This is a genomic window from Burkholderia torrens, assembly GCF_984668525.1.
Genome location: NZ_OZ480211.1, coordinates 3214544 through 3237848 on the forward strand (window position 1 = coordinate 3214544; position 23305 = coordinate 3237848).

Consider the following 23305-nt stretch of genomic DNA (forward strand, 5'->3'; position numbering starts at 1 on the left):
GGGCCGCCGGGGCGGCCGCTCAGAGCACGACCTTGACCATCGGATGGCCGGTCAGTGCGCGGTAGATGTTGTCGAGCTGTTCCTGGCTCGTTGCCCGCACGGTGATCGTGAGGCCCGTGTAATTGCCGCCGCTCGATGCACGCTCCTCGATCTTCTCGACATCGATCTCGTTGTCGTGAACGGCCACGACCTTGAAGATCGTGTCCTTGAATTCGGGGTGCGCCTTGCCCATGATCTTGATCGGGAAATCGCACGGAAACTCCAGCAGCGACTCCTTCCGGGTATCGATCGCGCCGGTCACCTCGATGGTTTTGGTCGGTTCGCTCATCATTTTCTCTGGGTTAGGTCAAACTGTTCAAACTCGCGTGCCTTCGCACGCTGGTACGCGTCATACAGCGCCGCGAACACGGGGCCCGGCTTGCCGCCCTGGACGGGCAAGTCGTCGAGCGACGTGACAGGCAGCACTTCCTTCGTGGCCGACGTGATCATGATCTCGTCGGCCGCGCGCAGCTCCACTTCGCTGATCTCGCGCGCGACGAACGGGATCTTGCATTCGTCGGCCAGCTGCTCGATCAGCGCGTAGCGGATCCCTTCGAGGATCTTGTTGCTGCGCGGCGGCGCGAACAGCTCGCCGTTCTTCACGATCCACACGTTCGACGACGAGCCTTCGGTCAGGTAGCCGTCGCGCAGCTGCAGCGTCTCGAACGCATCGCGTTCGGCCGCATGCTGCGCCATCAGCACGTTGCCGAGCAGCGAGATCGACTTGATGTCGCAATGCAGCCAGCGGCGATCCTCGGCCGTCACGCAACGCACGCCCTTCGCGCGCTCTTCTGCCGACGGCAGGCGCAGCGCGCTCGTCATCGCGAACACCGTCGGCACCGCGTTCGCCGGGAACGCGTGGCCGCGCTTCGCGACGCCGCGCGTCACCTGCAGGTAGACGAGCGCGTTGCCGTCGCCGAGGCCTTCGGCATTCGCCGCGACCACGCGCTCGATCAGCGCGCGCCAACCGGCCGCGTCGTGCGGATTGTCGATGCCGATCTTCTTCAGGCTGCGCGCGAGCCGTTCCAGGTGCTGATCGATCCGGAACGGCACGTGCGCGCCGTCATGCGCATAGACGGGGACGACTTCATACACGCCATCGCCGAAGATGAACCCGCGGTCGAGCACCGGCACACGGGCTTCGGACAGCGGCACCAGTTCCTCCCGCGCCGAGACGCTGAGGTAGACGATCGGTTCGAATTCGGCTTGGCTCATAGCAGTGACAGATGGGGATGAAGTCGTGAAAACAAAGGCCCGTCGTGCTTACTTCTTCTTGCTGAACATCAGCAGGATCGAGTCCCAGATACGCCCGAAGATACCCGCTTCCGGCACGGCCTGCAGCGCGACGACCGGGAATTCCGACAGCGTCTTGCCGTCGGCGACGATCTTCACGGTGCCGACCTGCTGGCCTTCCGCGAGCGGCGCGATCAGCGGCGCGTTCACGACGACTTCGGTCTTGACCTTGTCGCCGAGGCCGCGCGGCACGGTCGCCCACTGGTCGCCCTTCACGCCGACCTGCACGGTGTTTTCCTTGCCCTTGTAGAGGCGCGGCGTCGAGATCGCCTGGCCGCCCTTGAACAGGCGCACCGAATCGAACGCGCTGTAGCCGTAGTTCAGCATCTTCATGCTGTCCTGCGTGCGCTCGCCTTCCTTCTGCTCGCCCATCATCACCGACACCAGGCGGCGCTGGCCGTCGACGCCCGGGATCGCGCGCTTCGCCGACGCGATCAGGCAGTAGCCGGCCGCCTGCGTATGGCCGGTCTTCAGGCCGTCGACCGTCGGGTCGAGCCACAGCAGGCGGTTGCGGTTGCCCTGGCGGATGTTGTTGTACTTGAATTCCTTCTCCGAGAAGATGCTGTAGTACTGCGGAAAATCGCGGATCAGGTGGGCCGACAGCTTCGCGAGGTCGCCGGCCGTCGTGTAGTGGTTCGGGTCGGGCATGCCGTTCACGTCGGCGAAGTGCGTGCCCTTCATGTCGAGGCGCTGCGCCTCGGCGTTCATCAGCGTGACGAACTGCCCTTCGCTGCCGCCGACGAGCTCGGCCAGCGCGATCGCGGCATCGTTGCCCGACTGGATGATCATCCCGTACACGAGGTCATGCACGGACACCGGCTTGTTCGCCTCGATGAACATGCGCGACTCGTCGCGGCCGACGCGGCGCACCGCTTCGCTCGGCGTGACGATCTGCTCCATGGAGATCTTCTTCTTGTCGAGCGCCTCGAACACGAGGTATGCGGTCATCAGCTTCGTCAGCGACGCAGGCTCGACGCGTTCATCCGCATTGCCCGACGCGAGCACCGTGTTGCTGGTCGCGTCGACGAGCACCCACGAGCGTGCGTTCACGCCCGGCGGCGGCACCGCGCCCGGCATGTAGGTCGCGGGCGCGCCGGTGAACTGCTCGGCGGCGGCCGGCGCCGCATGCGCGGCCTTGGCCTTGGCGGCCGGCTTCGCCTCGGCGACGACGATCGTCGACGCGAGCGCGACAGGCAGCATCACGCCGAGCGCGACGTTGCGCGCGGCGGTGCCGAAGGCGATGGAGGAAGCGAGGGACTTGAGGCCTTGGGAAGACAGACGCATGATCGATTCAGGCTGATGGCAGAAAGTGCGGTGCGAAACGCGCAGGGTTGAACGGCAAGGCGGCGGGCGTTCCGGGCACGCGCCCGACAACGTCGGGCGGCGCGAAACGCGCCGGTTGGACTCGTGCGGACGCGTTCGGTTCGCGGCCGTCGCGAGCGGGCGGACAGGCGGCGAAACGAGCGCCGCATGGGCCCAGCCGGGCCGCGGGCGACGCGGAATGCGGCCATTATACGTGGCCGCGCAGGGCGTTTTCGCGAACCTGGCGCCGGACGGCCGCACGGCGGCTTCGGGAGGATAGCGCGAGCAGGTTGCGGGCAAGCGCGCTCGAAGCCGCGCGAAAGGCATGCGCAGGCCGTGTGCAAGTCGGGTTGCGCCGTCGTGCGGCAAGCGATGCGCCGCGCGGTGCGGCGCGATGTCGCGCGAGGTTTCGGGAAGCGGCACGCATCATCCGGCCGCGTGCCGGTGCGCGCGACGGGACGCCGGCGCTTGCCCGCAGGCTAGCGCCACGCGTCGACGATGATGCGCTTCAGCACATGCAGCTTGCGGTGGAGGAAATGCTCGGCGCCGGGGATCACGACCACCGGCAGTTCCTGCGGCCGCGCCCAGTCGTACACCGACGCGATCGGCACCGTGTCGTCGGTTTCGCCGTGGATCACGAGCGTGTTCTCGGGCACGTCGGCCACCTGCCAGCGGCTCGCGGCCGTGCCGACGAACACCATCCGCTCGATCGTCTCGCCCGCGTCGCGCAGCCGCTTCGCGACGTGCGACAGCACGAAGGTGCCGAACGAGAAGCCCGCGAGCACGAGCGGCAGGTCCGCGTAAGTGGGCTGCGCGCGCATGTGCGCGAGCACCGCCACGAGGTCGTCGGCTTCGCCGGTGCCGTTGTCGTGCACGCCTTCGGTCGCACCGACGCCACGGAAGTTCGACCGGTAGACAACATAGTTCAATTGCACCAGCGTGCGCGCGAGCGTCTGCGCGACCTTGTTGTCCATCGTGCCGCCGAACAGCGGATGCGGATGCGCGACGAGCGCGATGCCGCGCGGCGCGGCGCCGCCTTCGCGCACGGCGTCGGGCAGGTCGACCGCGATTTCAATCTGGCCGATCGGGCCCGCGATCAGCGATTTCTGCGTATGAACGTTCATTCGGCCGGCCCGCTCAGATCTTCAGGCGGTCGACGACCTTGCCGTCGCGCAGGTGCGACTCGACGATCTCGTCGATGTCGGCCCGGTCGACGTACGTGTACCACGTGCCTTCCGGATACACGACCATCACGGGCCCTTCCTCGCAGCGGTCAAGGCAGCCGGCCTTGTTGATGCGGACCTTGCCGGGCCCCGCGAGGCCGAGTTCCTTCACGCGCTTTTTCGCGTATTCCTGCATGGTCTGCGCGTCGCATTGCGCGCAGCTCGGGCGTTCGGCGCCCGGTTCGCGCTGGTTCAGGCAGAAGAAGACGTGGTGCTGGTAGTAGGAATCCATGATGGTGGCGAGCGGCCCGGCGCGAGGCCGTGCGGAAAGAGGAGCGATTGCCGTTGCGCGCGGCAACGGAGGATGCCGAAGATTATAGCGACCGGCGCGCACGGCTACCCGCGCCACGGCCGCCGCCGCGCGGCCCGGACCGCCGCGTCAGCGGCGCAGCGCGGCCGGCAGCCACGCGCGCTCGACGCGCTGGCCGAGCCAGATCAGCGCCGCGTAGGGCCAGATCCACGCGAGCCAGCGCGCGATACTGTTGAAGTGCACGTAACGCCCCTGCCGCCAGCCCGACAGCGTGAAGTCGAAGAACGGATTGACCGGCAGCAGGTTCACGAGCGCCACGCCGGCCAGCAGCGCAAGCGCCGCGAGCGTCGCACGCCACGTCTCCGGCACGCGCAGCGCGACGAGCGCCGCGGCGAAGCCGAGCTCGATGCCGAGCCGCGCGCCGGGCGTCGCCCATACGACGACGAGGCCGGTGGCCGACTGCATGAACGTCGCGGCCGCCTTCAGCACGAGCGTCGCCACGACGAGCGCGATCAGCAGCCGGATGCGCGGCGCGCGCGGCCGCATCGCGAGCGACGCGATCGCCAGCGCGGCGAACAGCATCAGCCCGCCGAGCGTGGCCTCCCACGCGGAATCGGACAGCCAGCCGTCGACGCGCTCGGGCCATTCGCTGACCTGCCACGCGGCCGGCAGCCACGCGAGCAGCGCGCCCTGCATCGACGCGTCGGCGCGTTCCCACAGCGCGGCCGGCCAGTCGCCGATGCCGAACAGGAACGGCGACGGAAACAGGATCGCGAACGGCCACAGCGCGGCGAGCAGCAGCGGCGTCGCGCCGTCGGCCTCGAACCACGCGAAGCGCAGCCGGCGCAGCGCGCCGCGGTCGAGCAGCGCGCCCGTGGCCGGCGCGACGAGCGCCGCCCCCAGCAGCGCGCCGAGCGCGTTGGCGCCGAGGTCGAGATTCGACGCGATACGCGTCGGCAGGTAGGTCTGCAGCGCCTCCATCGAGCCCGACAGCAGCACGCCGAGCCCGCCCGCGATCAGCGTCGCGGCCACGCCGCGCCAGCGCGGGTGCAGCGCGAGCACGCCGAGCGCGCCGAACGGCAGGTAGCCGAGCACGTTCGTGACCACGTCGAACGCGGTCACATAGCGCTGCATCGGCGCGAACAGGTAGTCGAACGGCCCGATGCCGAGCGACACCCAGCCTTCGAACGGATACAGCGACGCGTAGACGACCAGCGCTGCGTAAGCGGCGAAGGCCTGCCGCGCGAGCGGCGATGCGCGATGCGTGCCGGTCGCGCTCATCGCGGCTGCGCGGCGCGCGTCACGGGGTGCCCGCGTACGCCTGCATGCCGGCCCACGCGGCGATCTGCGACACGAGCTCGTCGCTCGCGGCGGCGAGCGCGCGCGCGCCGCCGGCCGCGTCCGGCGTGCTCGACGGCGCGCGCGCGACGAACGTGCGCTGGCCGAGCACCTTGCCGTCGAGCGTCAGCGTCGCGCGCGCGGTGACGGCGCCGTGGCTCTGCGACTGCCCGTCGAACACCTGCTCGAATTCGTTCAGGTCGACCTTGAGGGTCGGCGCGCGCACGCCGTCGGACCCTTCGAGCACCGCGCCGCGCGACGACAGCGCGCCGCGCAGCCGCTGCGTGAGCAGTTGCGCGGGCGGCGCGGTCCAGCGGCTGTCGCGATAGACGGCCACGTGCTGCGCATCCGCGTACGCGAGGCGGTACGCGAACTTGTCCGAATCGAGCGCATCAGGCGCGGCGACGTCGAGCACCTTCAGCGCGGGGCCGGAACCGGCCGTCACGACCGACGATGCGGGCCCGAGGTCGTAGCGGACATTCGACAGCACCGCGCTGTCGCCAGCGCAGCCGGCCGCCAGCGCGAGCGTCAGCACGGCAAGCGCGGCCGCGGCGGGACGCAGCGCGCGGTCAAGGATTCGTGGCATGGCGTGTTCCTGCATGATGTTTCCGGTTTCGATGGGCGTCATGTCCGGCCTTTCGGCCGGACGATCGATGAACTGCTGCCGTGTCTCACTTCCCGGCCGTCGCACCGGGCCAGACGAAGCCCGCTTCGCCGGGCCCCGGCGCCGCGCCGGGCGAACCGAACAACAGACTGCGCGGGTTGCGGCCGAGTTCACCGGCCACGTCCTTCAATTGCCGCGACGCATCGCCGACGCTGCCGGCCAGCACGTTGAAGCGCGGCAGCGTGTCGTACTGCACGCGCGCGTTCAGGTCGTTCAGCGCGACACCGACCTGCTCGGCGGCCGTGCCGGCCTTGTTCAGGTTCGACACGAGCGGCCCGTTCGGCTGCAGCAGCGTGTTCGCCGACGCCATCGCGCGGTTCACCTCGTGCATCGTTTCCGGCAGCGCCGTGACCGCCGGGCCGAGCTGCTTCGTCAGCGTTGCCGCGCCGTCGGCCGCGTGCTGCAGGCTTTCGGCCGTCGCACGCAACTGCTCGCGCATCTCGGGCGACATCAGCGCGTTCGCGCTCTTGGCGGCCAGTTCGAGCTGCCGCAGCAGCACGTCGCCGCGCTCCTGGATCTGGTCGAACAGGCTCGGCCGCATCGGGATCTGCGCGATCGACTTCGGCGACGACGGCAGCGGCGCCAGGTCGCGCCCCGTATCCTCGAGCTGCACGAACGCGATGCCCGTCACGCCCTGGAACCCGAGACTGCCGTAGGTCGACTGCGTGATCGGCGCGTCGTGATCGACGAGGATCCGGATCCGGATCTGGCCCGGATGCGTGCGATCGAAGCCGATCGACTGCACCTTGCCGACGTCGAGACCGCGAAAGCGCACGGCCGCGTCCGGGAACAGCCCCGTCACGTTGGTGCGCGCGAGCAGGTCGTACGGCACGCGCACGGTGCGGTCGACGTTGAACCAGAACACGGTGCCCGCGATCGCGAGCGTCAGCGCGATCGTGAACAGGCCGGCCCAGAACGCATGTGATTTGTTTTCCATTCGCGGGTTCCTTGCTTCTACAGCTCGACGCTCGACAGCGCCGGTTCGAGGGCCGCCTTCGGCAGTTTCGCGCGCCGCTCGGGCGGCAGCGCCTGCAATGCGCGGCGCCCGCGCAGCCCCAGGAAATATTCGTGGATGAACGGATGGTCGACGTTCGCGGCCTCCTCGACCGGCGCGGCGACCAGCACCTTGCGGTCGGCCAGCACCGCGACGCGCGTCGACAGCGCGACCATCGTGTCGAGGTCGTGCGTCACCATCACGACGGTCAGCCCGAGCGTGCGGTGCAGCGTCGCGATCAGCTCGACGAATTCGTCCGACGCCTGCGGATCGAGGCCGGCCGTCGGCTCGTCGAGGAACAGCAGCTCGGGCTCCAGCGCGATCGCGCGCGCGATGCCGACGCGTTTCACCATCCCGCCCGACAGCGCGGCCGGCATCTTCGACGCGTGCTTGCAAGGCAGCCCGACCATCTCGAGCTTCAGCATCACGATGTCGTGCAGCAGGTCCGGCGGCACGCGGCCGAGCTCGCGCAGCGGCTGCGCGACGTTGTCGAACACCGTCATCGACGAGAACAGCGCGCCCTGCTGGAACAGCATCCCCGAACGCGTGCGCATCATCCGCGCGCTCGCGTCGTCGATCGTCGCGGTATCCTCGCCGAACACCTTGATCGTGCCCGACGTCGGCCGCTCGAGGCCGAGGATCTGGCGTACGAGGGTGGTCTTGCCGGAGCCCGAGCCGCCGACGATCGCCACGATCTCGCCGCGCCGCACGTCGAAGTCGAGCTTCTGGTGAATGATGTTGCGCCCATAGCGCTTGGTCAGGTTGCGCACCTCGATCACGAGGTCGCCGGCTCCGGCCTCCCCGGCCGGCCGCGCGCCGACCGACCCGGCGCCGACGGCCGCCGCGTGCGCGGTCGTTTCGTTCGATGCGTTCATCCGAGCCCCACGTTCTGGAACAGGATCGCGAACACCGCGTCGGCGAGGATCACGACCGTGATCGACGACACGACCGAGGTGGTCGTGCCTTCGCCGAGGCTCTGCGAGTTCGCCTTGATCCGGAAGCCGAAATGGCACGCGACCAGCGCGATCAGCATGCCGAACACGACGCCCTTGCCGACGCCGATGTACAGGTTCGCGATCGGCACGACGCCCGGCAGCGAGCGCACGAAATAGTTGACGTCGATCCCGAGCACGAGCTTCGCGGCGAGCGCGCCGCCCGTCAGCGCGATGATGTTGGTCCACATCACGAGCAGCGGCATGGCGATGCCGAGCGCGAGCACGCGCGGCAGGATCAGCCGCAGCCCGTGCGGGATGCCCATCACGCGCATCGCGTCGAGTTCCTCGGTCACGCGCATCACGCCGATCTGCGCGGTGATCGCCGAGCCCGAGCGGCCCGCGACGAGGATCGCCGACAGCACCGGGCCGAGCTCGCGGATCACCGACAGCCCGAGGATGTTCACGATGTAGCGGTTCGCGCCGAACATCTGCAGTTGCTGCGCGGACAGGTAGCTGAGCACGATGCCGATCAGGAACGCGACGAGCGCGGTGATCGGCAGCGCCTGCGCGCCGGCGCTGTAGATGTTCGCCGAGGTTTCCTTCCACGGCATCGTCTTCGGGCGGCGCAGCACCGACAGCGCATCGAGGATCACGCGGCCGAACATCGCGATGCCGCCCTGAAGATGCTCGCCGAACGCGAAGATCGCCAGGCCGAGCCGGGTGACGGGATCGAAGCGCACGACGCGTTCCGGCGCCTCGCGCTCGCTGTCGAGCCGCTCGATGCGCTCGAAGATCGTGCGCTGCGTGGCGCTCAGCGCGACGCCGGCCGGCAGCTTGCGGCCCCACACGCGCCACAGCGCCTGCCCGCCAACGTGGTCGAGCCGCTCGATGCCGGACAGATCCCATTCGCTCACGCGCCCGGTGGCGATGCTCGCGACGCGGCGCGCGACCGCGCCGCGATTGCGCGCGAGCGCGAGCGCGGTCCACTGGCCGTAGAGGCGCACCGTCTGGCCCTGGCCGCCGGCGTCGACCGACAGGCCGGGAGGAGTCTCGAAGTCCAAGGGCAGGTTGTTTGCAAAAGGATGACAGCGGCCATTGTAGCGAACCGCCCGATGCCGCGACGTGAGGATTTCGGCGGGTTGCGCAGCCGGCGGCGCGAACTCGGGAGGCGCAGCCGGGGCGCCGGGCTGGCGCCTGCCGGGACCGGCCCGAAGCCGAAGCGGACCTCGGCCCGCTGCCCGCATCGCGACCTTTCATTGTTCCGTCACGTTTCCTTTCGATACTCTCACGCGCCGCACCTCAGGCCGACGGCGCGCCGCGCCGCCATTCGTGCGTACCTCGCGTTTCATAAAACAGAACACCAAACAGGACAACCGATGCGTCTCCCCCCGCTTTCCCGCCGCCACGTACCGGCCGCCGCCGCGCTCGCCAGCCTCGCCTTCGTCCTCGCCGGCTGCGGCGGCGACGACGTCACCGCCACGCCGCCGTCGCAGCCCGAGGCCCAGGCGCCCGTCGGCACGACGGCCACGCTCGCGCTGCTCGAGACGACCGACTTGCACACCAACGTGCTGTCGTATGACTATTTCAAGCTCGCCGCCGACAATTCGCTCGGCTTCGAGCGCGTGTCGACGCTGATCGCGCAGGCGCGCAAGCAGTACCCGAACACGCTGCTGCTCGACAACGGCGACACGATCCAGGGCACCGCGCTGTCGGACTACCAGGCGCTCGTGAAGCCGGTCGGCTGCGACCAGACGCTCGCGATCTACAAGGTGATGAACGCCGCGAAGTTCGACGGCGGCGGGATCGGCAACCACGAATTCAACTACGGGCTGCCGTACCTGTCGCAGGTGACCGGCAACACGTTCGAAATCGACGGCCTGCCGGCGCCGGCCCAGCAGAAGAAGTGCGCGGGCCCGAACTTCCCGCAAGTGCTCGCGAACGTGATCAGCGCGAAGACCAATGCGCCGCTGTTCACGCCGTACACGATCCTGACCCGCACGGTGACGGCGACGACGCCGGACGGCAAGACCGTCAGCGCGCCCGTGAAGATCGGCATCATCGGCTTCACGCCGCCCGCGATCATGAACTGGGACAAGCGCTGGCTCGACGGCAAGGTCTACACGACGGGCCTGAAGGAAGCGGCCGAGAAGTACATTCCGGAAATGCGCGCGAAGGGCGCCGATCTCGTCGTCGCGATCTCGCACGGCGGCCTCGACAATTCCGCGTACTCGCCGACGATGGAAAACGGCAGCTGGTGGCTGTCGAAGGTGACCGGCATCGACGCAATGCTGATCGGCCACTCGCACCAGGTGTTCCCGGACGCGAACAGCACCGTGTCGCAGTTCAACCTGCCGGGCGTCGACAAGGTCAAGGGCACCGTCAACGGCGTGCCGACCGTGATGGCCAACTACTGGGGCAAGCACCTCGGCGTGATCAAGCTCGGCCTGAAGTTCGACGGCAAGACGTGGAGCGTCGACAAGTCGCAGACGACCGTCGAGGCGCGGCCGATCCAGAACGCCGACAAGAGCTACGTCGCGGCCGATCCGTCGGTGTCCGCCGCGATCGCGGCCGAGCACCAGGCGACGATCGACTACGTGAAGACGCCGATCGGCTCGACCGACTACCGGATGAACTCGTACTTCGCGGATGTCGGCGATCCGGGCGCGATCCAGATCGTCAACGAGGCGCAGGCCGACTACGTGAAGACCTACGTGCAGGCGAACCTGCCGCAGTATGCGTCGCTGCCGGTGCTGTCGGTCAGCGCGCCGTTCAAGAGCGGCTTCGGCGGCGGCACCGACTACACGGACGTCGCGCCGGGCGCGCTCGCGATCAACAACGCGGCCGACCTGTACCTGTACCCGAACACCGTGTACGCGGTGAAGGTGAGCGGCGCCGACGTGAAGAACTGGCTCGAGACGGCCGCCAAGCGCTTCAACCGGATCGACCCGACCAAGGCGACCGTGCAGCCGCTCGTCAGCACGTTCCCCGGCTACAACTTCGACATGTTCACGTCGGCCGATCTCGCGTATGAAATCGACGTCACGCAGCCGCTCGGCAGCCGCATCCGGAACCTGACGTACAAGGGCGCGCCGATCGACCCGAACGCGCAGTTCATCGTCGCGACCAACAACTACCGCGCGAGCGGCGGCGGCAACTTCCCCGGCCTCGACGGCAGCAAGACGATCTTCGCGTCGCCCGACGCGAACCGCGACGTGCTGATCGCATTCATCAAGAAACGCGGCGCGATCACGCGCACGGCGGACGGCGCGCAGCGCAGCTGGCGCTTCACGAAGCTCGCGAGCTCGGTCGCGCACGTCCAGTTCGCGTCCGCGCCGAACCGTCTCGGCGACGCGGCGGCGGCCGGCCTGGCCGGCATCACGCAGGTCGCGGCCGACGACGGCTCGGGCAAGAACCTCGCCACCTACGAGATCGACCTGACCCAATGAGACACGCGATGCAACCGATCCGGACGATGCGGCCGGCCGAAACCGGCCTCGCCGCTGCCGCGCGGCGCGTGCTGCGCGCGAAACTCCCGCCGGCCGCGCTGCTCGCGGCGGCGGCCGTGACCGTCGCCGCCGTCGTCGCGACGACCGGCCTGCGCGGCGCCGGCCCCGCGCCGAGCGCCGCGCAGCTCGACGAGTGGCAGGCGATGGTCACGCAGGCCACCGAGCCGCACGCGCTGGCGCAGTTGCGCACGCTCGCGCGCCGCGGCTCGGGCGCCGCGCAGGCGGCGCTCGGCATCGCGCTCGTCGATGCGCACGAACCGGGGCTGCGCGATGAAGGGCGCGGCTGGCTGGAAACGGCCGCGACGGCCGACGGCAAGGCCGACGCGCCGGCCGCACGGCGCGCGCAGCTCGCGCTCGGCAAGGCGCTGCTGCTCGGCAGCAACGACATCCCGAAAGACTATGCACGCGCCCGCGCGCTGCTCGGCGCGGCGGCCGGACAGGGCGACCCGGCCGCCGCGTACTACCTCGGGCTGATCTATCGCAGCGGTTACGGCGTCGCCGCCGATCCCGTGCAGGCCGCGCACTGGTTCGAGGTCGCGTCGCAAGCCGACATCCCGGCCGCGGACTTCATGCTCGCGAACGCGTATCGCGACGGCAGCGGCGTGCCGCGCGACGACGCGCGCGCACTGGCGCTGTATCGCCGGGCCGCCGAGCACGAGCTGCCGGAGGCCGTGCAGACGCTCGCGATGGCCTATCGCAACGGCGAGCTCGGGCTCAAGCCCGACGCGGACGCGTTCCACGCGCAGTGGATCGAGACCGCGCACGCGCTGAAGCATCCGGTCGTCGCGCCGTGACGGCCGTTCGGCCGGGACGCGCGCGAGCGTGACCTGGCCGGACAGCCGTGGTTGCGACACGCACGACCCGCGCCTCGACCCCGTGCATCGATCGTCCGGAAACGGCATCGATCGCGGGGCGTCGATTCGAACGCGCCCGCCGATTCGCGCGCGGCAATGCCTTAACATGCAGCCTCACAACAAAACCTGAGAGAACTGCATCATGTCCAATCGCCTGTCGCGGCTTCGCGCCGTCCTCGGCGTGACCGTCATTTCGGTCACGGCCGCCCCGCTCGCCGCACTCGCCGCACCGCCCGCCCACTACGACATCTTCAACGCCGCGCTCTGCAAGCCGCCGTTCACGTCGGACCTGATGGACTCGATCTACAACACCGCGAAGGCGGCCGATCCGAAGCCGGACCAGTCGATGCTGGGCGCCGCGGTCTATCGCCTGCCGGAGCCGATCCGCCGCGACGGCTTCACGACGCAGCACGTGGTGTTCGTCAGTACCGGCATCGGCGTGCTCGTCGACGGCGAAGTCGCCAGCCAGCTCGCCGAGCGCTACCAGCTCACACGTGAGAAGGGCCACCTGCTGGGCGCGTCGTCCGTCGGCTATTCGCGCCGGCTGACCGTCCGCGGCCCGGGCGGCGCGCTGATCCTCGTATCGGCCCGCCAGGGCCCGGCACTGAAGGGCAAGACGCTGCTGGCCTGCGAAATGACGTCCGAAGAGGACATCAAGGCGCTAGAGCAAATGGAGAAGCAGCGCTAAGCAGATGGAGCGCTGGCGCGACGCAACGCCACTGCGGGGATATCTCGCATGCGAATACCGTACGTCGTTACTTCTGCTCCGGCAAGACCGTACCGCACGGATTCTCGCAACTATCCGATGAACACGCTGGAATGAACTCTATCTCTATCTGATTGCGTTCACTCGACGGAACAACGGAGTTGCTTCGCCAGATTTTAGAGTCCATGTGAATCCGATCTTTTGCCACGCCGAGATCGAGCAGATACGTTTGAACAGCATTGGCCCGAGTACGAGCGGTCGAAATTGCGTCTCGCTCGTGCTCGTCGGCATATCCGTAGATCACGACGGGACCGTTGTTGGCCGCACTGTCCCGAACTCTAACCAACAAGCTGGCGAGCGCGATCCGGTCGGCATTCGAAATGGTCACGACGCCGCGGTCGAGCTTACTTGCATATTGCAAGGAAAAGCTGCAAGCAAACACGACGCCTGACGTACAAAGCCCCGCAAGGCTAATCGATGCACAAGATATACCACGCAATATTGTCCGCATTCCTGATCGCCATTGTCGGAGCCTCTTTGGCGAGTCGCCTGCTGAGAAATTGTCCATAGGTGTTCTTGTAGTCAACCGCTCCGAATGTATCCCGAAAATGCACGCACTCGTGAACAATGGTCAGTTGCATCGAGGAAAACGTACCCGCACTCGTATCCGGAAACTCACAGAACTTCGGGGAAATCGATATCGTGTGCGTGGCGGTATCGGGGCCGCAAACGTGCGCAACTTCACCGTCTAGATTTTTGGTATTCGGCGTACAGCCGAGAGCCCGATCAAGGTCGGGATCGGAGCGAACGAAATTCCTTGCCGTCAATCCATTCATGACTGTGATCAACGCCACCAATCCGTTCGTCAGCACCCCGCGAGTGGACTCGTCGGCGATCCCGAACCACTCTCTGACTCTCGCCCGCGTGGGCTCTCTCCAGACATCGAGTTCGTCAATTCGCTGCGTGATTATTTTTACGGCATCGTCGCGCAACGACCGGTGAAAGATCGTCCGTTCATCACATACGCCACTTAAGCAGACGGGAAACATAGGGCTCAAGGTAGAACAGGCCCGCGAGTAGGATTCCAGTGCCGAGCATGGCACTCCACCTCTTGTATGACCAGCGCCTATAAGCCACTACATTGACGATGCAGAAAAACAAGGCAGGCCCCAGCAAGTACGAAAAAAACAATACTCCCTGCCACCACGAGGTCGGGCACTTGTCGATCTCGTAACAACCGCGAGCCGGTGTACCTGCAAGTTTCGGCCAACTGATACGGCTGTATACGAAGAGGTAAAACCAAGTTAACAGCAAACCGCCTAGCGCCCCCGAGAGCACAATCGCAAACCGCTTCACTTGATCTCCCAAAACAAGACTGAATTCGATCTTCCGAGATCGGAATAGCTGAGACTTGGGAGGACATTCGCACCTTGCCGAAACGACGCTATCCCAATATATCGCCCTATCGTCGACGCGGCGCCCCAGAGGCCATTCATCGTCATTCGAGAGCCATTCCAGAGATCAATGTGCCCACCGCTCGCATTCAATTCCGACTCGCCGGCACGCGCCCAGTAACCATCGAACATCACAATACCTGTACGCCCCTTTATTTTCGCCTCCCAGTACGCTCCGGTAATCACCTCCGTCTTTCCGATACCGGCAAATGGCTGCAGGTTGAGCCACGAGCCGAGTTCATTGGCACGCGTGGCCGTTGCCTTTTCATTCAGCAGAATTCTCCCAATACTACGTTGACCGCCAAGCGGCCTGACGAGCCTCGACGAGAATGACTTCATGTCGACACCAACGCGGTGCAACGCGACACTTATACGAATAGCGCACTGATTCGTATAAGCAGGATTGTCGTGTGGATTCCCGGATGGATAGGCATCCCACAACGATTTGAACGTCACCGCCTGAAGCTGTACTACCTTGGTGGATCGAGGGATCGTATTCGCTCTCACCGCTGTCGGTCTGTTGGGCATGGTGTCCAGTCCGGATGAGCAAGCGCATCTTCGCCCCAATAAATCGTGTAACTGCCAGCGGGCTCGGTACCGATGCGTGGCAGTTGGCCATTCGTACCGACACGCCCTGCATACGTGAGTCCGTCGGTCATTTCGATCAAATAGGGATAGCTCTGCGGCAACGTTGTGCCAATACCAACACGTACCTGTTCGTCGTAATCGAGCGTGATATCCGCTCGCGCCGTGGCAACTGGCGCCTCGTCCTCAGGCGTTGGAGTGCGTCTATTCTCCATAGGCTCAGTCGCCTCATGCGAAGTCAGGATCATCCTCATGCCCCGCTCGGCATAGAACACAGGCGGCGGACTGCACCCGCATGCATTGACATCCCCACTCAACGCCCATCCTTGACCATTCGGTGCCCTGCCGGGCAAGCGCGGACCTTTCGGCGCGACAAACCCCACCTGCTCGCAAGCAGTGCAGTAGGTTTTCATGTAGAGCGTGGCGATCTGCACACGCGGCGGCGGATTGGAACACGTGACGCATTCCAGTCCCTCGGTGATCGTCGCGCTGCCGCCCCGATCGCCCCTGGCGAGGAAATAGCGGATCATGCGGCGTCACCTCGGCTCATCGCGCCCGAGCAACGCTCATCCGCGAAAGTACCGGGTCCCGCCCATCGGACGATGGTCGGCCTGCCAGCGGCATACCGACCGCCGCTAGTCATCAACCGGCCGACAATAGCCAATGAAGACTCGAATAACCATTGCTCACGACCATTCATTCGGATTCCCTCTCGTCGCTATCAGCGCAAATCTCACCGCACCAAAATGCACGATCGACATAAAGAAATCCATCATACGAATTCGAAATCCTGACCGATCGATATCGGTCGACGATGTTTCGTCAATCCATCAACCGGAATGTCGGAGCGGCATTTCTTCCAACTCGCGTGCCCATGATTACCTGAATGCAACTTCTGTCGATTCCGCACGAGCGCATTCGCGCGAAGCGTCGCACTTCAATCGGCCCCTGCCTCCCGGGGAAATGACCATTACCCCGCTTGCCGACGCGCCAACGCCCCCTGTCGCTACAATAGGCGCCATGAACGCCCCCACCTCCTCCGACACGCCCGAATCCGGCGACGCGCACATCGCGCGCAACCGGCTCGAGGCCCATCTGGACGCCGCGCCGCGCGCGTGGCCGCTCGACATCGTCGCCGCCACCGGCTCGACCAACGCCGACGTCGCGACGCGGCTCAAGGCGCTGCCGCGCAACGCAAAGGCACTGCCCGCGCCGCTCGTGCGCGTCGCGTTCGAGCAGACGGCCGGCCGCGGCCGGCAAGGCCGCCCGTGGTTCGCGCAGCCCGGCAATGCGCTGCTGTGTTCGGTCGGCTGCATCGTGCCGCGCCCCGTCGACGCGCTCGGCGGCCTCAGCATCGCGATCGGCGTCGCGCTCGCCGAAGGGCTGGCCGCGCTGCCGCTCGACGCCGGCTCGCGCGTCGCGCTCAAATGGCCGAACGACCTGCTGCTGACGACGACCGGCGACGGCGCACCGCGCATCGTCGGCAAGCTCGCCGGGATCCTGATCGAAACCGTCTGGACCACCGCCGACGCCACCGCCGTCGTGATCGGCTTCGGCATCAACGTGCGCGGCGCGGACGCCGTCGCCGCACAGGTCGATGCACTGCGTGCGCGCGAAGCGACGCTCGCGAGCGGGCTGCCGCCGGCCGCGCTGTCGATCGCGTGCGCATCGGCCAACCTCACCGACACGCTCGCCGCATCGCTGAACGCGCTCACGCCCGCGCTCGCGCAGTTCGGCACCGACGGCCTCGCGCCGTTCCTGCCCCGCTGGCACGCGCTGCACGCGTACGCGGGCCGCGAAGTCGTGCTGCTCGAACAGGGCGTCGAACGCGCGCGCGGCATCGCGACGGGCATCGATGCGACCGGGCAGTTGCTGCTCGACACGCCGAACGGCGTGCAGACGATCGCGGCCGGCGACGTGTCGCTGCGCGAAGCGCAATGAGCGAGTCGCACCTGCTGATCGACGCCGGCAACAGCCGGATCAAGTGGGCGCTCGCCGATGCGCAGCGCACGCTCGTCGAGACGGGCGCGTTCGGCCACACGCGCGACGGCGGCGCCGATCCCGACTGGTCGCACCTGCCGCAGCCGCGCGGCGCCTGGATCTCGAACGTCGCGGGCGCCGACGTGGCTGCACGGCTCGACGCGCTGCTCGACGCGCGCTGGCCGGGCCTGCCGCGCACGACGATCCGCTCGCGGGCCACGCAATGCGGCGTGACGAACGGCTATACGACGCCCGGACAGCTCGGCAGCGACCGCTGGGCCGGCCTGATCGGCGCACACGCGGCGTTTCCGGGCGAGCATCTGCTGATCGCGACGTTCGGCACCGCGACGACGCTCGAGGCGCTGCGCGCGGACGGCCGCTTCACGGGCGGGCTGATCGCACCGGGCTGGGCGCTGATGATGCGCGCGCTCGGCACGCACACCGCGCAGTTGCCAACGCTGACCACCGACATCGCGAGCGGCCTGCTCGCGGGCGCGCAGGCCGACCCGTTCCAGGTCGATACGCCGCGCTCGCTGTCGGCCGGCTGCCTGTATGCGCAGGCCGGACTGATCGAACGCGCATGGCGCGACCTTGCCGAAGCGTGGCAGGCACCCGTGCGGCTCGTGCTGGCCGGCGGCGCGGCGGACGACGTCGCGCGTGCGCTGACGGTCCCGCATACGCGGCACGATGGGCTGATCCTGTCCGGGCTCGCGCTGATTGCGGCGGAAGCCGCGCAGGATTGACGAAAAAGGCGCCGGCATCGGGCCGGTGCGCGGCGACGCGGGTCCGGACGGACACGCGGCACGCTGACGAGGCAGTGCGTGCGGGGCGGCGGCAACCGCCCGCGCAATCGATCGGCGGAAGCCATGAAAAAGCCGGCCATGCGGCCGGCTCGACTGAATGACGTGAACGACGTCGATGACGACAAGGAGTTTCGACGATGCTGCGCTGGCTGATCGCTGTTCTCTTTCTCGCCAACATGCTCGCGTTCGTGGTGGCGCGCGGCGTGTTCGGGCCGCTGCCGTCGGCCGGCCCGCGCGAACCCGGCGTGCTGTCGCGGCAGGTACGGCCCGATGCGCTGCGCGTGACACCGCTCGCGCAGGCGACCGACCAGCCCGTCATCGGCGGCCCGATCACGCCGCCGGCCGTCACGACCGCACCGCTCGCGGCGTCCGCGCCCTGACGGCGCCGGTCCGCGCTCAGGACTGCTGCGCGCGCACCTTCTTCAGCAACGCGGTGGTCGAGCGGTCGTGCTCGAACGGAATCGCCAGCGCGCGGCCGCCCCAGCCGCGCACGAGTGCCGATTCCGGCAGCGCATCCATGTCGTAGTCGCCGCCCTTCACGAGGATGTCCGGACGCACGGCCTCGATCAGTGACACCGGCGTCTTTTCCCCGAACGTCACGACCCAGTCGACGCTTTCCAGCGCCGCGAGCAGTGCCGCGCGATCTTCTTCGCGGTTGATCGGCCGGTCGTCGCCCTTGCCGAGCATGCGCACCGACGCATCGCTGTTCACGCCGACGATCAGGCACGCGCCGAGCGCTTTCGCGTCGGCGAGATACGTGACGTGGCCGCGGTGCAGGATGTCGAATACGCCGTTGGTGAACACGACGGGCGACGGCAGCGACGCGCGCAGCGCGACGAGGGCATCACGGGTGATCAGCTTGCGTTCGAAGGTAGCGGACATGGTGGAGGTCGGACGGAATGAACGACGGCGCACGCGACGGCGGCGCCAGTTAAAAAGCCCGCCGGGCTGGCCAGGCGGGCTTCATGCAACGGATACGACACGGCGCCACACGGCCGGCGTGATTCACGCCGGCGGCGGCACCTGCCGGCCTCAGGCCGGCTGCGCAGCCGACGACGGGCCGCTTTCGGCCTGCAGGCGGCCGGTGACTTCCTTGCGGTAGCGGTTCAGTTCCTGCGCGGTCGCGAACGTGCGCTCGAACAGGATCGACAGGTTGTGCAGGATGCGCTCGACGACCTTCTTTTCCCACTCGCCGTCGAAACGGATCTGCTCGTCGAGCCAGCGCTCGAGCCACTCCGGATCGGGCAGGCGCGACTGCACGGTGTCGCGCGGGAACAGCGCCTGGTTCACGTGCAGGTTGGTCGGGTGCAGCGGCTTCTCGGTGCGGCGCGCCGACGCCATCAGCACGCCGATCTTCGCGAACGCGGCACGCGCGACGTCGCCGCAGTTGTTCAGCGCCTTCTTCATGTAGCGCAGGTACGCACCGCCATGACGTGCCTCATCGCGCGAGATCGTTTCGTAGATCTGCTTGATGACGGGCTCGGTGTGCCAGTCAGCCGCGCAGCGATACCAGTGGTTCAGGCGGATCTCGCCGCAGAAGTGCAGCATCAGCGTCTCGAGCGGCGGCGCCGGGTCGAACTGGAAGCGCACCGCGTGCAGTTCCTCTTCGGTCGGCACCATTTCCGGCTTGAAGCGGCGCAGGTATTCCATCAGCACGAGCGAATGCTTCTGCTCTTCGAAGAACCACACGCTCATGAACGCGGAAAAGTCGCTGTCGTGCTGGTTGTCGCGCAGGAACATTTCCGTCGCGGGCAGCGCCGACCATTCGGTGATCGCGTTCATCTTGATCGTCTTCGCCTGCTCGTCGGTGAGCAGCGAAGCGTCGAACTTGTCCCACGGAATGTCCTTCTCCATGTCCCAGCGGACGGCTTCGAGCGACCTGTAAAGTTCCGGATAAAGCATCGTGTTCATGATGGTCCCACCCCTGTTCTGCGCAATGCGACTTCTCTAAACGTGACTGTTGCCGCGCAAGCACGCCCAAGCGCGCTTTTTGCAGCCAAGACTCTAATTTTACGCGGGAAACCGACCGGCCGGACGCTGATTCCTCGTCCGGCGGCCGGGCGGCCGCGTGCCGCCGTTGGGCATGCCGCAGCCCCGCTCCGTTCGGACGGAGCCGGCCGCGCTTGCCTGAGTTGGGGGCCGGCGCTGGCCGGCTCGTTGGCGCGCCCGTCCCCTGCCCCAGGCGGGTTCCCCGGAGGGTCCCGTGCGGATGCCGGATCGGCGGGCTGCTCGATATGGTGTATACGGCGGCGGCCATGATAGCACGCGTGCATGACGGTTCCGAGACGCCCGCCCGGTCGCGCGCCGCCAACCGCGGTGCGGCGATCGGTCGCGGGCGACCGTCGCGAAAACGCAACCTTACATTATCTTGCGCGTGTCAGACCCGTATTTCTCCGGCGGCGAGGCCGTCTTCCGGCGGTGGGCCGGCCGCCGGCGCGCTGCCGCCGGCCGCCTGCGCGATCCATCCGGCCAGCGTGTCGCGCTGCGCGCGCCCGTCGACGTAGCCGAGCTCGATCAGTTCACGTGTGAACGCCTCCTCGAACAGCAGATAGCTCGCGAACGACGCGCCGGCCGGCTGGCTGCCGCCGATCGCGCCGAGCAGCCCGCGCATCGTCGCCGGCATCTGCTTCAGGTGTTTCGCGGCGATCAGCTCGATGCGCTCGGACGGCGCGATCGCGAGCACGTCGACGTGCCGCCAGCCGCTGTCGAGCTCGACCTGGTGCGGCAGGTGCTCGATCATCCTGTTGATGTGCTCGATGCGTTCGATGTCCGAGCCGATCGAGTCGAGGAAAACGCTCGCGAGCACCTGCTGGCCGATCTGCGCGAGCGTCGGGTAGCCGCGCACCAGCCCGGCGCCGTTCGCGGCGGGAATCTCGGGCCGCGGGTCGGCCGCGCCGACGACGACGATCCGGTCGGCACCGAAGTGGATGGCCGGCGACAGCGGCGCGATCTGCCGGATCGAGCCGTCGCCGAAGTATTCGATCTGCCCGTCGAGCACGAGCGGCACGGCCGGGAACACGAACGGAATGGCCGACGACGCGAGCAGGTGCGACGCCGACAAGTCGACGAGCCGCGCGGTGCGCTGCGCGCGCCGCCATGCCTGGATCGGCTGCGCCGCCTGGTAGAAGGTCAGGTGCCGGCCGCTCGAATAGCTGAGCGCGGTGATCGACAGCGCATGCAGCAGGCGCGCCTCGAGCATCTGCTCGATCCGGTGGAAGCTCAGCTCGCGCTGCAGCAGGTGCGCGAGCGGCGCGTTGTCGAGCAGCCCGCGCGGCGAGCGGCGGGCGGCCCAGCCGAACGTCATGGTCGCGAGCCAGCGCGCGCCGGCGCCCGCAATGCCGAGCCAGTCGGTGCGATACACGTAATCGGCACGCAATGGCTCCCAGAATTCGAGCAGGCGCCGCACGCCGTGGGAAAAGTCGTCCGCGTGGCTCGCGATCGACGTCGCGTTGATCGCACCCGCCGACGAGCCGCACACGACCGCGAACGGCAGCGTGTGCCGCTGCGGATCGGCTTCGCGCGCGATTTCGGCCAGCGCCTTCAGCACGCCGACCTGATAGGCGGCGCGTGCGCCGCCTCCCATCAGAACGAGCGCGAGCCGCATGATCGACCTGCTACCTGCGCCGCGTCACGTCGAGCGCTTCGGCGGACGCGTTTCGGGCGACGAAGCGGCGGCTGCGCGCGCGGCGGCGGAACCGGACGGCTTCGCGCGTTTCGCGGCCGGCTTGCGCGGCGCGGCGGCGGCCGGTGCCGGCTTCGCGGCCGGCTCCGGCGCGGCAGCCGCGTCCGGCTGCGCGTCGCCGGGCGCGGCGGGCTGCATGCCCGGCTGCGCCATCGCGAGGCTCGCGAGCTGGTTGAACTGCGACTGCAGCAGGTTCCACCAGCCGGACGGATCGAACGCCTGCCCCGCGGCGTCGCCGGCCGGCGCATCGGCGGCATCCGGCGCCGGCGAGGCATCGCCGGACGGCGCGGCCTTCGCCGCCTGCGCGGCTGCCACGGCCGCGTCCTCGGCCGCCGACATCGAGCTTTGCGCGAACGCGCCGAACGCACGCAGCGTCGCGAGCGTCGCGCGCTGCACCTCGAGCGCCTGGATCGCGGACTGCAGCATCCCGAGGTTGAGCTTCAGCCACTGCTCGACCGCGCGCAGATCGGTGATCCGCTTGTCGAGCTCCTCGACGCTCGTGAGCGGCGCCATCATGTCGGACATGCTCGACAGCGACGGCGGCAGCCCTGGCGTGGCGCCCGGAAACGACGCCATCCCGCCGAACGGCGACATCCGCATCATGTCCCACATGCGGTCCATCATGTCGGCGGGCTTGAAGCCGGCAAAACCGGCGAAAGGGTTGGCGCCGGAGGCATCGGTCGTCATACGGGCATCCTGGTTGACTGGGGGAGCGAGGCGGCCGCCATGCGTCGCGCAGCCGCGCGTGGTTCGATCATAGCGCGCGTCAGAACGGTGCGTCGCCGGGGAACGCGGGCGGGCGCCGTTCGCGCAGCGAACGGACGCCTTCCTGCACGTCGGGCCCCGAGAAGCCCATGAATTCGAGCGCGAGCGACGTATCGAAGGCCGGCCCGGCCGAGCGCAGCCAGTTGTTCAGCGCGTACTTGGTCCAGCGGATCGCCGACTGCGAACCGTGCGCGAGCCGCTCGGCCACTTCGTACGCCTTCGGCAGCAGGTCGGCCGGCTCGACCGCGAGCGAGACCAGCCCGATCCGCTCGGCCTCCTCACCGCTCACGGGCTCGCACAGCAGCAGGTAGTACTTCGCCTTCGCCATCCCGCACAGCAGCGGCCACACGATCGCCGCGTGGTCGCCGGCCGCGACGCCGAGCCGCGTATGGCCGTCGATGATGCGCGCATCCTTCGCGGCGATCGAGATGTCGGCGAGCAGCCCGGCGACGAGCCCCGCGCCGACGGCCGGGCCGTGCATCGCCGACACGATCGGCTTGCTGCAGTTGATCACGTTGTAGACGAGGTCGCGCGCCTCGCGCCACACGCGGGCGCGCACGTCGAAGTCGTTCGCCATGTCCTCGACGAGCGCGAGATCGCCGCCCGCCGAAAAGCCCTTGCCTTCGCCGCGGATCACCGCGACGCGCGTGTCGGGATCGCGATCGACGTCGCGCCAGATGTCGGCGAGCTCGCGATGCATGCGCGCGTTCGCGGTCGCGAGGCCGCTGCGGTTCGCGCCCTCGCCGCTCATCACGATGTCGAGCACGCCGTGGTCGCGGCGCGTCACCTTCAGTGCTTCGTAACCGCCGTACGCGGCGAGATCGGCCATGTGCCGCTCCTTGTTCGAGGCTCTTGCGTCGAGTGTAGCCAAGCCCGCGCGGTCAAACATCGGGCGAAACCCGGCGCGCGGGCCGGAGCCGGGTTTCGCGGTG

General features: G+C 68.0%; 25 protein-coding genes. 6 read left to right on the forward strand and 19 right to left on the reverse strand.

The annotated features are described in order from the left end of the window. Positions 1–19 precede the first annotated feature (19 nt). The 10 genes from AC5LXX_RS14900 to AC5LXX_RS14945 form a co-directional block, all read right to left on the reverse strand. Positions 20–328 (reverse strand): HP0495 family protein, encoded by a 309-nt coding sequence (locus AC5LXX_RS14900; protein ID WP_011353335.1) that lies wholly within the window; start codon positions 326–328, stop codon positions 20–22. Next, positions 328–1254, reverse strand: a complete 927-nt coding sequence (locus AC5LXX_RS14905; protein ID WP_493409928.1) for a D-amino acid aminotransferase — start codon at positions 1252–1254, stop codon at positions 328–330. Before AC5LXX_RS14905 ends, AC5LXX_RS14900 begins: the two co-directional genes overlap by 1 nt. 48 nt (positions 1255–1302) lie before the next feature. Continuing rightward, entirely contained in the window at positions 1303–2616 is a 1314-nt protein-coding gene (locus tag AC5LXX_RS14910; protein WP_124452218.1) for a D-alanyl-D-alanine carboxypeptidase family protein, read from the reverse strand. A gap of 497 nt (positions 2617–3113) precedes the next feature. After that, positions 3114–3758 carry an alpha/beta hydrolase gene (locus AC5LXX_RS14915; RefSeq protein WP_493409929.1) on the reverse strand — a complete coding sequence of 215 codons (645 nt, stop codon included), beginning with the start codon at positions 3756–3758 and terminating at the stop codon, positions 3114–3116. A gap of 13 nt (positions 3759–3771) precedes the next feature. Next, a complete protein-coding gene (locus AC5LXX_RS14920; protein WP_045567109.1) occupies positions 3772–4089 on the reverse strand; it encodes a (2Fe-2S) ferredoxin domain-containing protein in 318 nt (105 codons plus the stop codon). 147 nt (positions 4090–4236) lie between these two features. Next, positions 4237–5388: a VanZ family protein gene (locus AC5LXX_RS14925; protein WP_493409930.1), complete on the reverse strand. Its 1152-nt coding sequence runs from the start codon at positions 5386–5388 to the stop codon at positions 4237–4239. 19 nt (positions 5389–5407) lie between these two features. Next, on the reverse strand, positions 5408–6046 hold the full coding sequence (locus tag AC5LXX_RS14930; protein WP_493403171.1) for an ABC-type transport auxiliary lipoprotein family protein: 639 nt from the start codon (positions 6044–6046) through the stop codon (positions 5408–5410). 70 nt (positions 6047–6116) lie between these two features. Continuing rightward, positions 6117–7046 carry an MlaD family protein gene (locus AC5LXX_RS14935; RefSeq protein ID WP_493409931.1) on the reverse strand — a complete coding sequence of 310 codons (930 nt, stop codon included), beginning with the start codon at positions 7044–7046 and terminating at the stop codon, positions 6117–6119. 17 nt (positions 7047–7063) lie between these two features. Beyond that, positions 7064–7978, reverse strand: a complete 915-nt coding sequence (locus tag AC5LXX_RS14940; protein WP_493409932.1) for an ABC transporter ATP-binding protein — start codon at positions 7976–7978, stop codon at positions 7064–7066. Continuing rightward, on the reverse strand, positions 7975–9099 hold the full coding sequence (locus tag AC5LXX_RS14945) for an MlaE family ABC transporter permease (protein WP_493409933.1): 1125 nt from the start codon (positions 9097–9099) through the stop codon (positions 7975–7977). Before AC5LXX_RS14945 ends, AC5LXX_RS14940 begins: the two co-directional genes overlap by 4 nt. A gap of 315 nt (positions 9100–9414) precedes the next feature. Here AC5LXX_RS14945 and AC5LXX_RS14950 point away from each other — a divergent pair, with 315 nt between their 5' ends. The 3 genes from AC5LXX_RS14950 (at position 9415) to AC5LXX_RS14960 (ending at position 13086) form a co-directional block, all read left to right on the forward strand. After that, positions 9415–11484 carry a bifunctional 2',3'-cyclic-nucleotide 2'-phosphodiesterase/3'-nucleotidase gene (locus AC5LXX_RS14950; protein ID WP_493409934.1) on the forward strand — a complete coding sequence of 690 codons (2070 nt, stop codon included), beginning with the start codon at positions 9415–9417 and terminating at the stop codon, positions 11482–11484. A gap of 8 nt (positions 11485–11492) precedes the next feature. Further along, a complete protein-coding gene (locus AC5LXX_RS14955; RefSeq protein ID WP_124452234.1) occupies positions 11493–12338 on the forward strand; it encodes a tetratricopeptide repeat protein in 846 nt (281 codons plus the stop codon). Positions 12339–12540: 202 nt separating this feature from the next. Next, entirely contained in the window at positions 12541–13086 is a 546-nt protein-coding gene (locus AC5LXX_RS14960) for a hypothetical protein (protein ID WP_493409935.1), read from the forward strand. A gap of 67 nt (positions 13087–13153) precedes the next feature. Here the strand turns inward: AC5LXX_RS14960 and AC5LXX_RS14965 are convergent, their stop codons facing one another. From AC5LXX_RS14965 to AC5LXX_RS14980, 4 genes are all read right to left on the reverse strand, one after another. Next, positions 13154–13492: an OmpA family protein gene (locus AC5LXX_RS14965; RefSeq protein WP_493409936.1), complete on the reverse strand. Its 339-nt coding sequence runs from the start codon at positions 13490–13492 to the stop codon at positions 13154–13156. A gap of 82 nt (positions 13493–13574) precedes the next feature. Next, positions 13575–14096, reverse strand: coding sequence for a M35 family metalloendopeptidase (locus tag AC5LXX_RS14970; protein WP_493409937.1), 522 nt, complete (start codon positions 14094–14096; stop codon positions 13575–13577). A 360-nt stretch (positions 14097–14456) separates the two neighbouring features. After that, on the reverse strand, positions 14457–15086 hold the full coding sequence (locus AC5LXX_RS14975) for a type VI secretion system amidase effector protein Tae4 (protein ID WP_493409938.1): 630 nt from the start codon (positions 15084–15086) through the stop codon (positions 14457–14459). Then, positions 15062–15673, reverse strand: a complete 612-nt coding sequence (locus AC5LXX_RS14980) for a hypothetical protein (RefSeq protein WP_493409939.1) — start codon at positions 15671–15673, stop codon at positions 15062–15064. The genes AC5LXX_RS14975 and AC5LXX_RS14980 overlap by 25 nt, the downstream gene beginning before the upstream one ends. 490 nt (positions 15674–16163) lie before the next feature. Here AC5LXX_RS14980 and AC5LXX_RS14985 point away from each other — a divergent pair, with 490 nt between their 5' ends. The 3 genes from AC5LXX_RS14985 (at position 16164) to AC5LXX_RS14995 (ending at position 18306) form a co-directional block, all read left to right on the forward strand. Continuing rightward, positions 16164–17084: a biotin--[acetyl-CoA-carboxylase] ligase gene (locus tag AC5LXX_RS14985; protein WP_493409940.1), complete on the forward strand. Its 921-nt coding sequence runs from the start codon at positions 16164–16166 to the stop codon at positions 17082–17084. Next, a complete protein-coding gene (locus tag AC5LXX_RS14990; RefSeq protein WP_493409941.1) occupies positions 17081–17866 on the forward strand; it encodes a type III pantothenate kinase in 786 nt (261 codons plus the stop codon). The genes AC5LXX_RS14985 and AC5LXX_RS14990 overlap by 4 nt, the downstream gene beginning before the upstream one ends. 197 nt (positions 17867–18063) lie before the next feature. Beyond that, entirely contained in the window at positions 18064–18306 is a 243-nt protein-coding gene (locus AC5LXX_RS14995; RefSeq protein WP_493409942.1) for a hypothetical protein, read from the forward strand. A gap of 16 nt (positions 18307–18322) precedes the next feature. Here AC5LXX_RS14995 and rfaE2 read toward each other — a convergent pair whose 3' ends face one another. The 5 genes from rfaE2 to AC5LXX_RS15020 all read right to left on the reverse strand — a co-directional run bounded on the left by rfaE2 (position 18323) and on the right by AC5LXX_RS15020 (position 23202). Further along, complete coding sequence (gene rfaE2 / locus AC5LXX_RS15000; RefSeq protein ID WP_012329309.1) at positions 18323–18808, reverse strand: D-glycero-beta-D-manno-heptose 1-phosphate adenylyltransferase; 486 nt, start codon at positions 18806–18808, stop codon at positions 18323–18325. A gap of 150 nt (positions 18809–18958) precedes the next feature. Continuing rightward, positions 18959–19837 carry a ferritin family protein gene (locus tag AC5LXX_RS15005; protein WP_011353352.1) on the reverse strand — a complete coding sequence of 293 codons (879 nt, stop codon included), beginning with the start codon at positions 19835–19837 and terminating at the stop codon, positions 18959–18961. A 466-nt stretch (positions 19838–20303) separates the two neighbouring features. Further along, on the reverse strand, positions 20304–21530 hold the full coding sequence (locus AC5LXX_RS15010; protein ID WP_493409943.1) for a patatin-like phospholipase family protein: 1227 nt from the start codon (positions 21528–21530) through the stop codon (positions 20304–20306). A 24-nt stretch (positions 21531–21554) separates the two neighbouring features. Further along, the gene (locus tag AC5LXX_RS15015) at positions 21555–22295 is read right to left on the reverse strand and encodes a PhaM family polyhydroxyalkanoate granule multifunctional regulatory protein (RefSeq protein ID WP_493409944.1); all 741 of its coding nucleotides are present in this window, start codon (positions 22293–22295) and stop codon (positions 21555–21557) included. Between the two features lie 79 nt (positions 22296–22374). Beyond that, positions 22375–23202, reverse strand: a complete 828-nt coding sequence (locus AC5LXX_RS15020) for an enoyl-CoA hydratase/isomerase family protein (protein ID WP_493409945.1) — start codon at positions 23200–23202, stop codon at positions 22375–22377. Positions 23203–23305 lie beyond the last annotated feature (103 nt).

What these genes read in the sequence shown, in the direction of transcription:
- AC5LXX_RS14900 (WP_011353335.1), bottom strand. Translation starts at nt 328, where the DNA reads ATGAGCGAACCGACCAAAACCATCGAGGTGACCGGCGCGATCGATACC.
- AC5LXX_RS14905 (WP_493409928.1), bottom strand. Translation starts at nt 1,254, where the DNA reads ATGAGCCAAGCCGAATTCGAACCGATCGTCTACCTCAGCGTCTCGGCG.
- AC5LXX_RS14910 (WP_124452218.1), bottom strand. Translation starts at nt 2,616, where the DNA reads ATGCGTCTGTCTTCCCAAGGCCTCAAGTCCCTCGCTTCCTCCATCGCC.
- AC5LXX_RS14915 (WP_493409929.1), bottom strand. Translation starts at nt 3,758, where the DNA reads ATGAACGTTCATACGCAGAAATCGCTGATCGCGGGCCCGATCGGCCAG.
- AC5LXX_RS14920 (WP_045567109.1), bottom strand. Translation starts at nt 4,089, where the DNA reads ATGGATTCCTACTACCAGCACCACGTCTTCTTCTGCCTGAACCAGCGC.
- AC5LXX_RS14925 (WP_493409930.1), bottom strand. Translation starts at nt 5,388, where the DNA reads ATGAGCGCGACCGGCACGCATCGCGCATCGCCGCTCGCGCGGCAGGCC.
- AC5LXX_RS14930 (WP_493403171.1), bottom strand. Translation starts at nt 6,046, where the DNA reads ATGCAGGAACACGCCATGCCACGAATCCTTGACCGCGCGCTGCGTCCC.
- AC5LXX_RS14935 (WP_493409931.1), bottom strand. Translation starts at nt 7,046, where the DNA reads ATGGAAAACAAATCACATGCGTTCTGGGCCGGCCTGTTCACGATCGCG.
- AC5LXX_RS14940 (WP_493409932.1), bottom strand. Translation starts at nt 7,978, where the DNA reads ATGAACGCATCGAACGAAACGACCGCGCACGCGGCGGCCGTCGGCGCC.
- AC5LXX_RS14950 (WP_493409934.1), top strand. Translation starts at nt 9,415, where the DNA reads ATGCGTCTCCCCCCGCTTTCCCGCCGCCACGTACCGGCCGCCGCCGCG.
- AC5LXX_RS14955 (WP_124452234.1), top strand. Translation starts at nt 11,493, where the DNA reads ATGCAACCGATCCGGACGATGCGGCCGGCCGAAACCGGCCTCGCCGCT.
- AC5LXX_RS14960 (WP_493409935.1), top strand. Translation starts at nt 12,541, where the DNA reads ATGTCCAATCGCCTGTCGCGGCTTCGCGCCGTCCTCGGCGTGACCGTC.
- AC5LXX_RS14975 (WP_493409938.1), bottom strand. Translation starts at nt 15,086, where the DNA reads ATGCCCAACAGACCGACAGCGGTGAGAGCGAATACGATCCCTCGATCC.
- AC5LXX_RS14980 (WP_493409939.1), bottom strand. Translation starts at nt 15,673, where the DNA reads ATGATCCGCTATTTCCTCGCCAGGGGCGATCGGGGCGGCAGCGCGACG.
- AC5LXX_RS14985 (WP_493409940.1), top strand. Translation starts at nt 16,164, where the DNA reads ATGAACGCCCCCACCTCCTCCGACACGCCCGAATCCGGCGACGCGCAC.
- AC5LXX_RS14990 (WP_493409941.1), top strand. Translation starts at nt 17,081, where the DNA reads ATGAGCGAGTCGCACCTGCTGATCGACGCCGGCAACAGCCGGATCAAG.
- AC5LXX_RS14995 (WP_493409942.1), top strand. Translation starts at nt 18,064, where the DNA reads ATGCTGCGCTGGCTGATCGCTGTTCTCTTTCTCGCCAACATGCTCGCG.
- rfaE2 (WP_012329309.1), bottom strand. Translation starts at nt 18,808, where the DNA reads ATGTCCGCTACCTTCGAACGCAAGCTGATCACCCGTGATGCCCTCGTC.
- AC5LXX_RS15005 (WP_011353352.1), bottom strand. Translation starts at nt 19,837, where the DNA reads ATGAACACGATGCTTTATCCGGAACTTTACAGGTCGCTCGAAGCCGTC.
- AC5LXX_RS15010 (WP_493409943.1), bottom strand. Translation starts at nt 21,530, where the DNA reads ATGCGGCTCGCGCTCGTTCTGATGGGAGGCGGCGCACGCGCCGCCTAT.
- AC5LXX_RS15015 (WP_493409944.1), bottom strand. Translation starts at nt 22,295, where the DNA reads ATGACGACCGATGCCTCCGGCGCCAACCCTTTCGCCGGTTTTGCCGGC.
- AC5LXX_RS15020 (WP_493409945.1), bottom strand. Translation starts at nt 23,202, where the DNA reads ATGGCCGATCTCGCCGCGTACGGCGGTTACGAAGCACTGAAGGTGACG.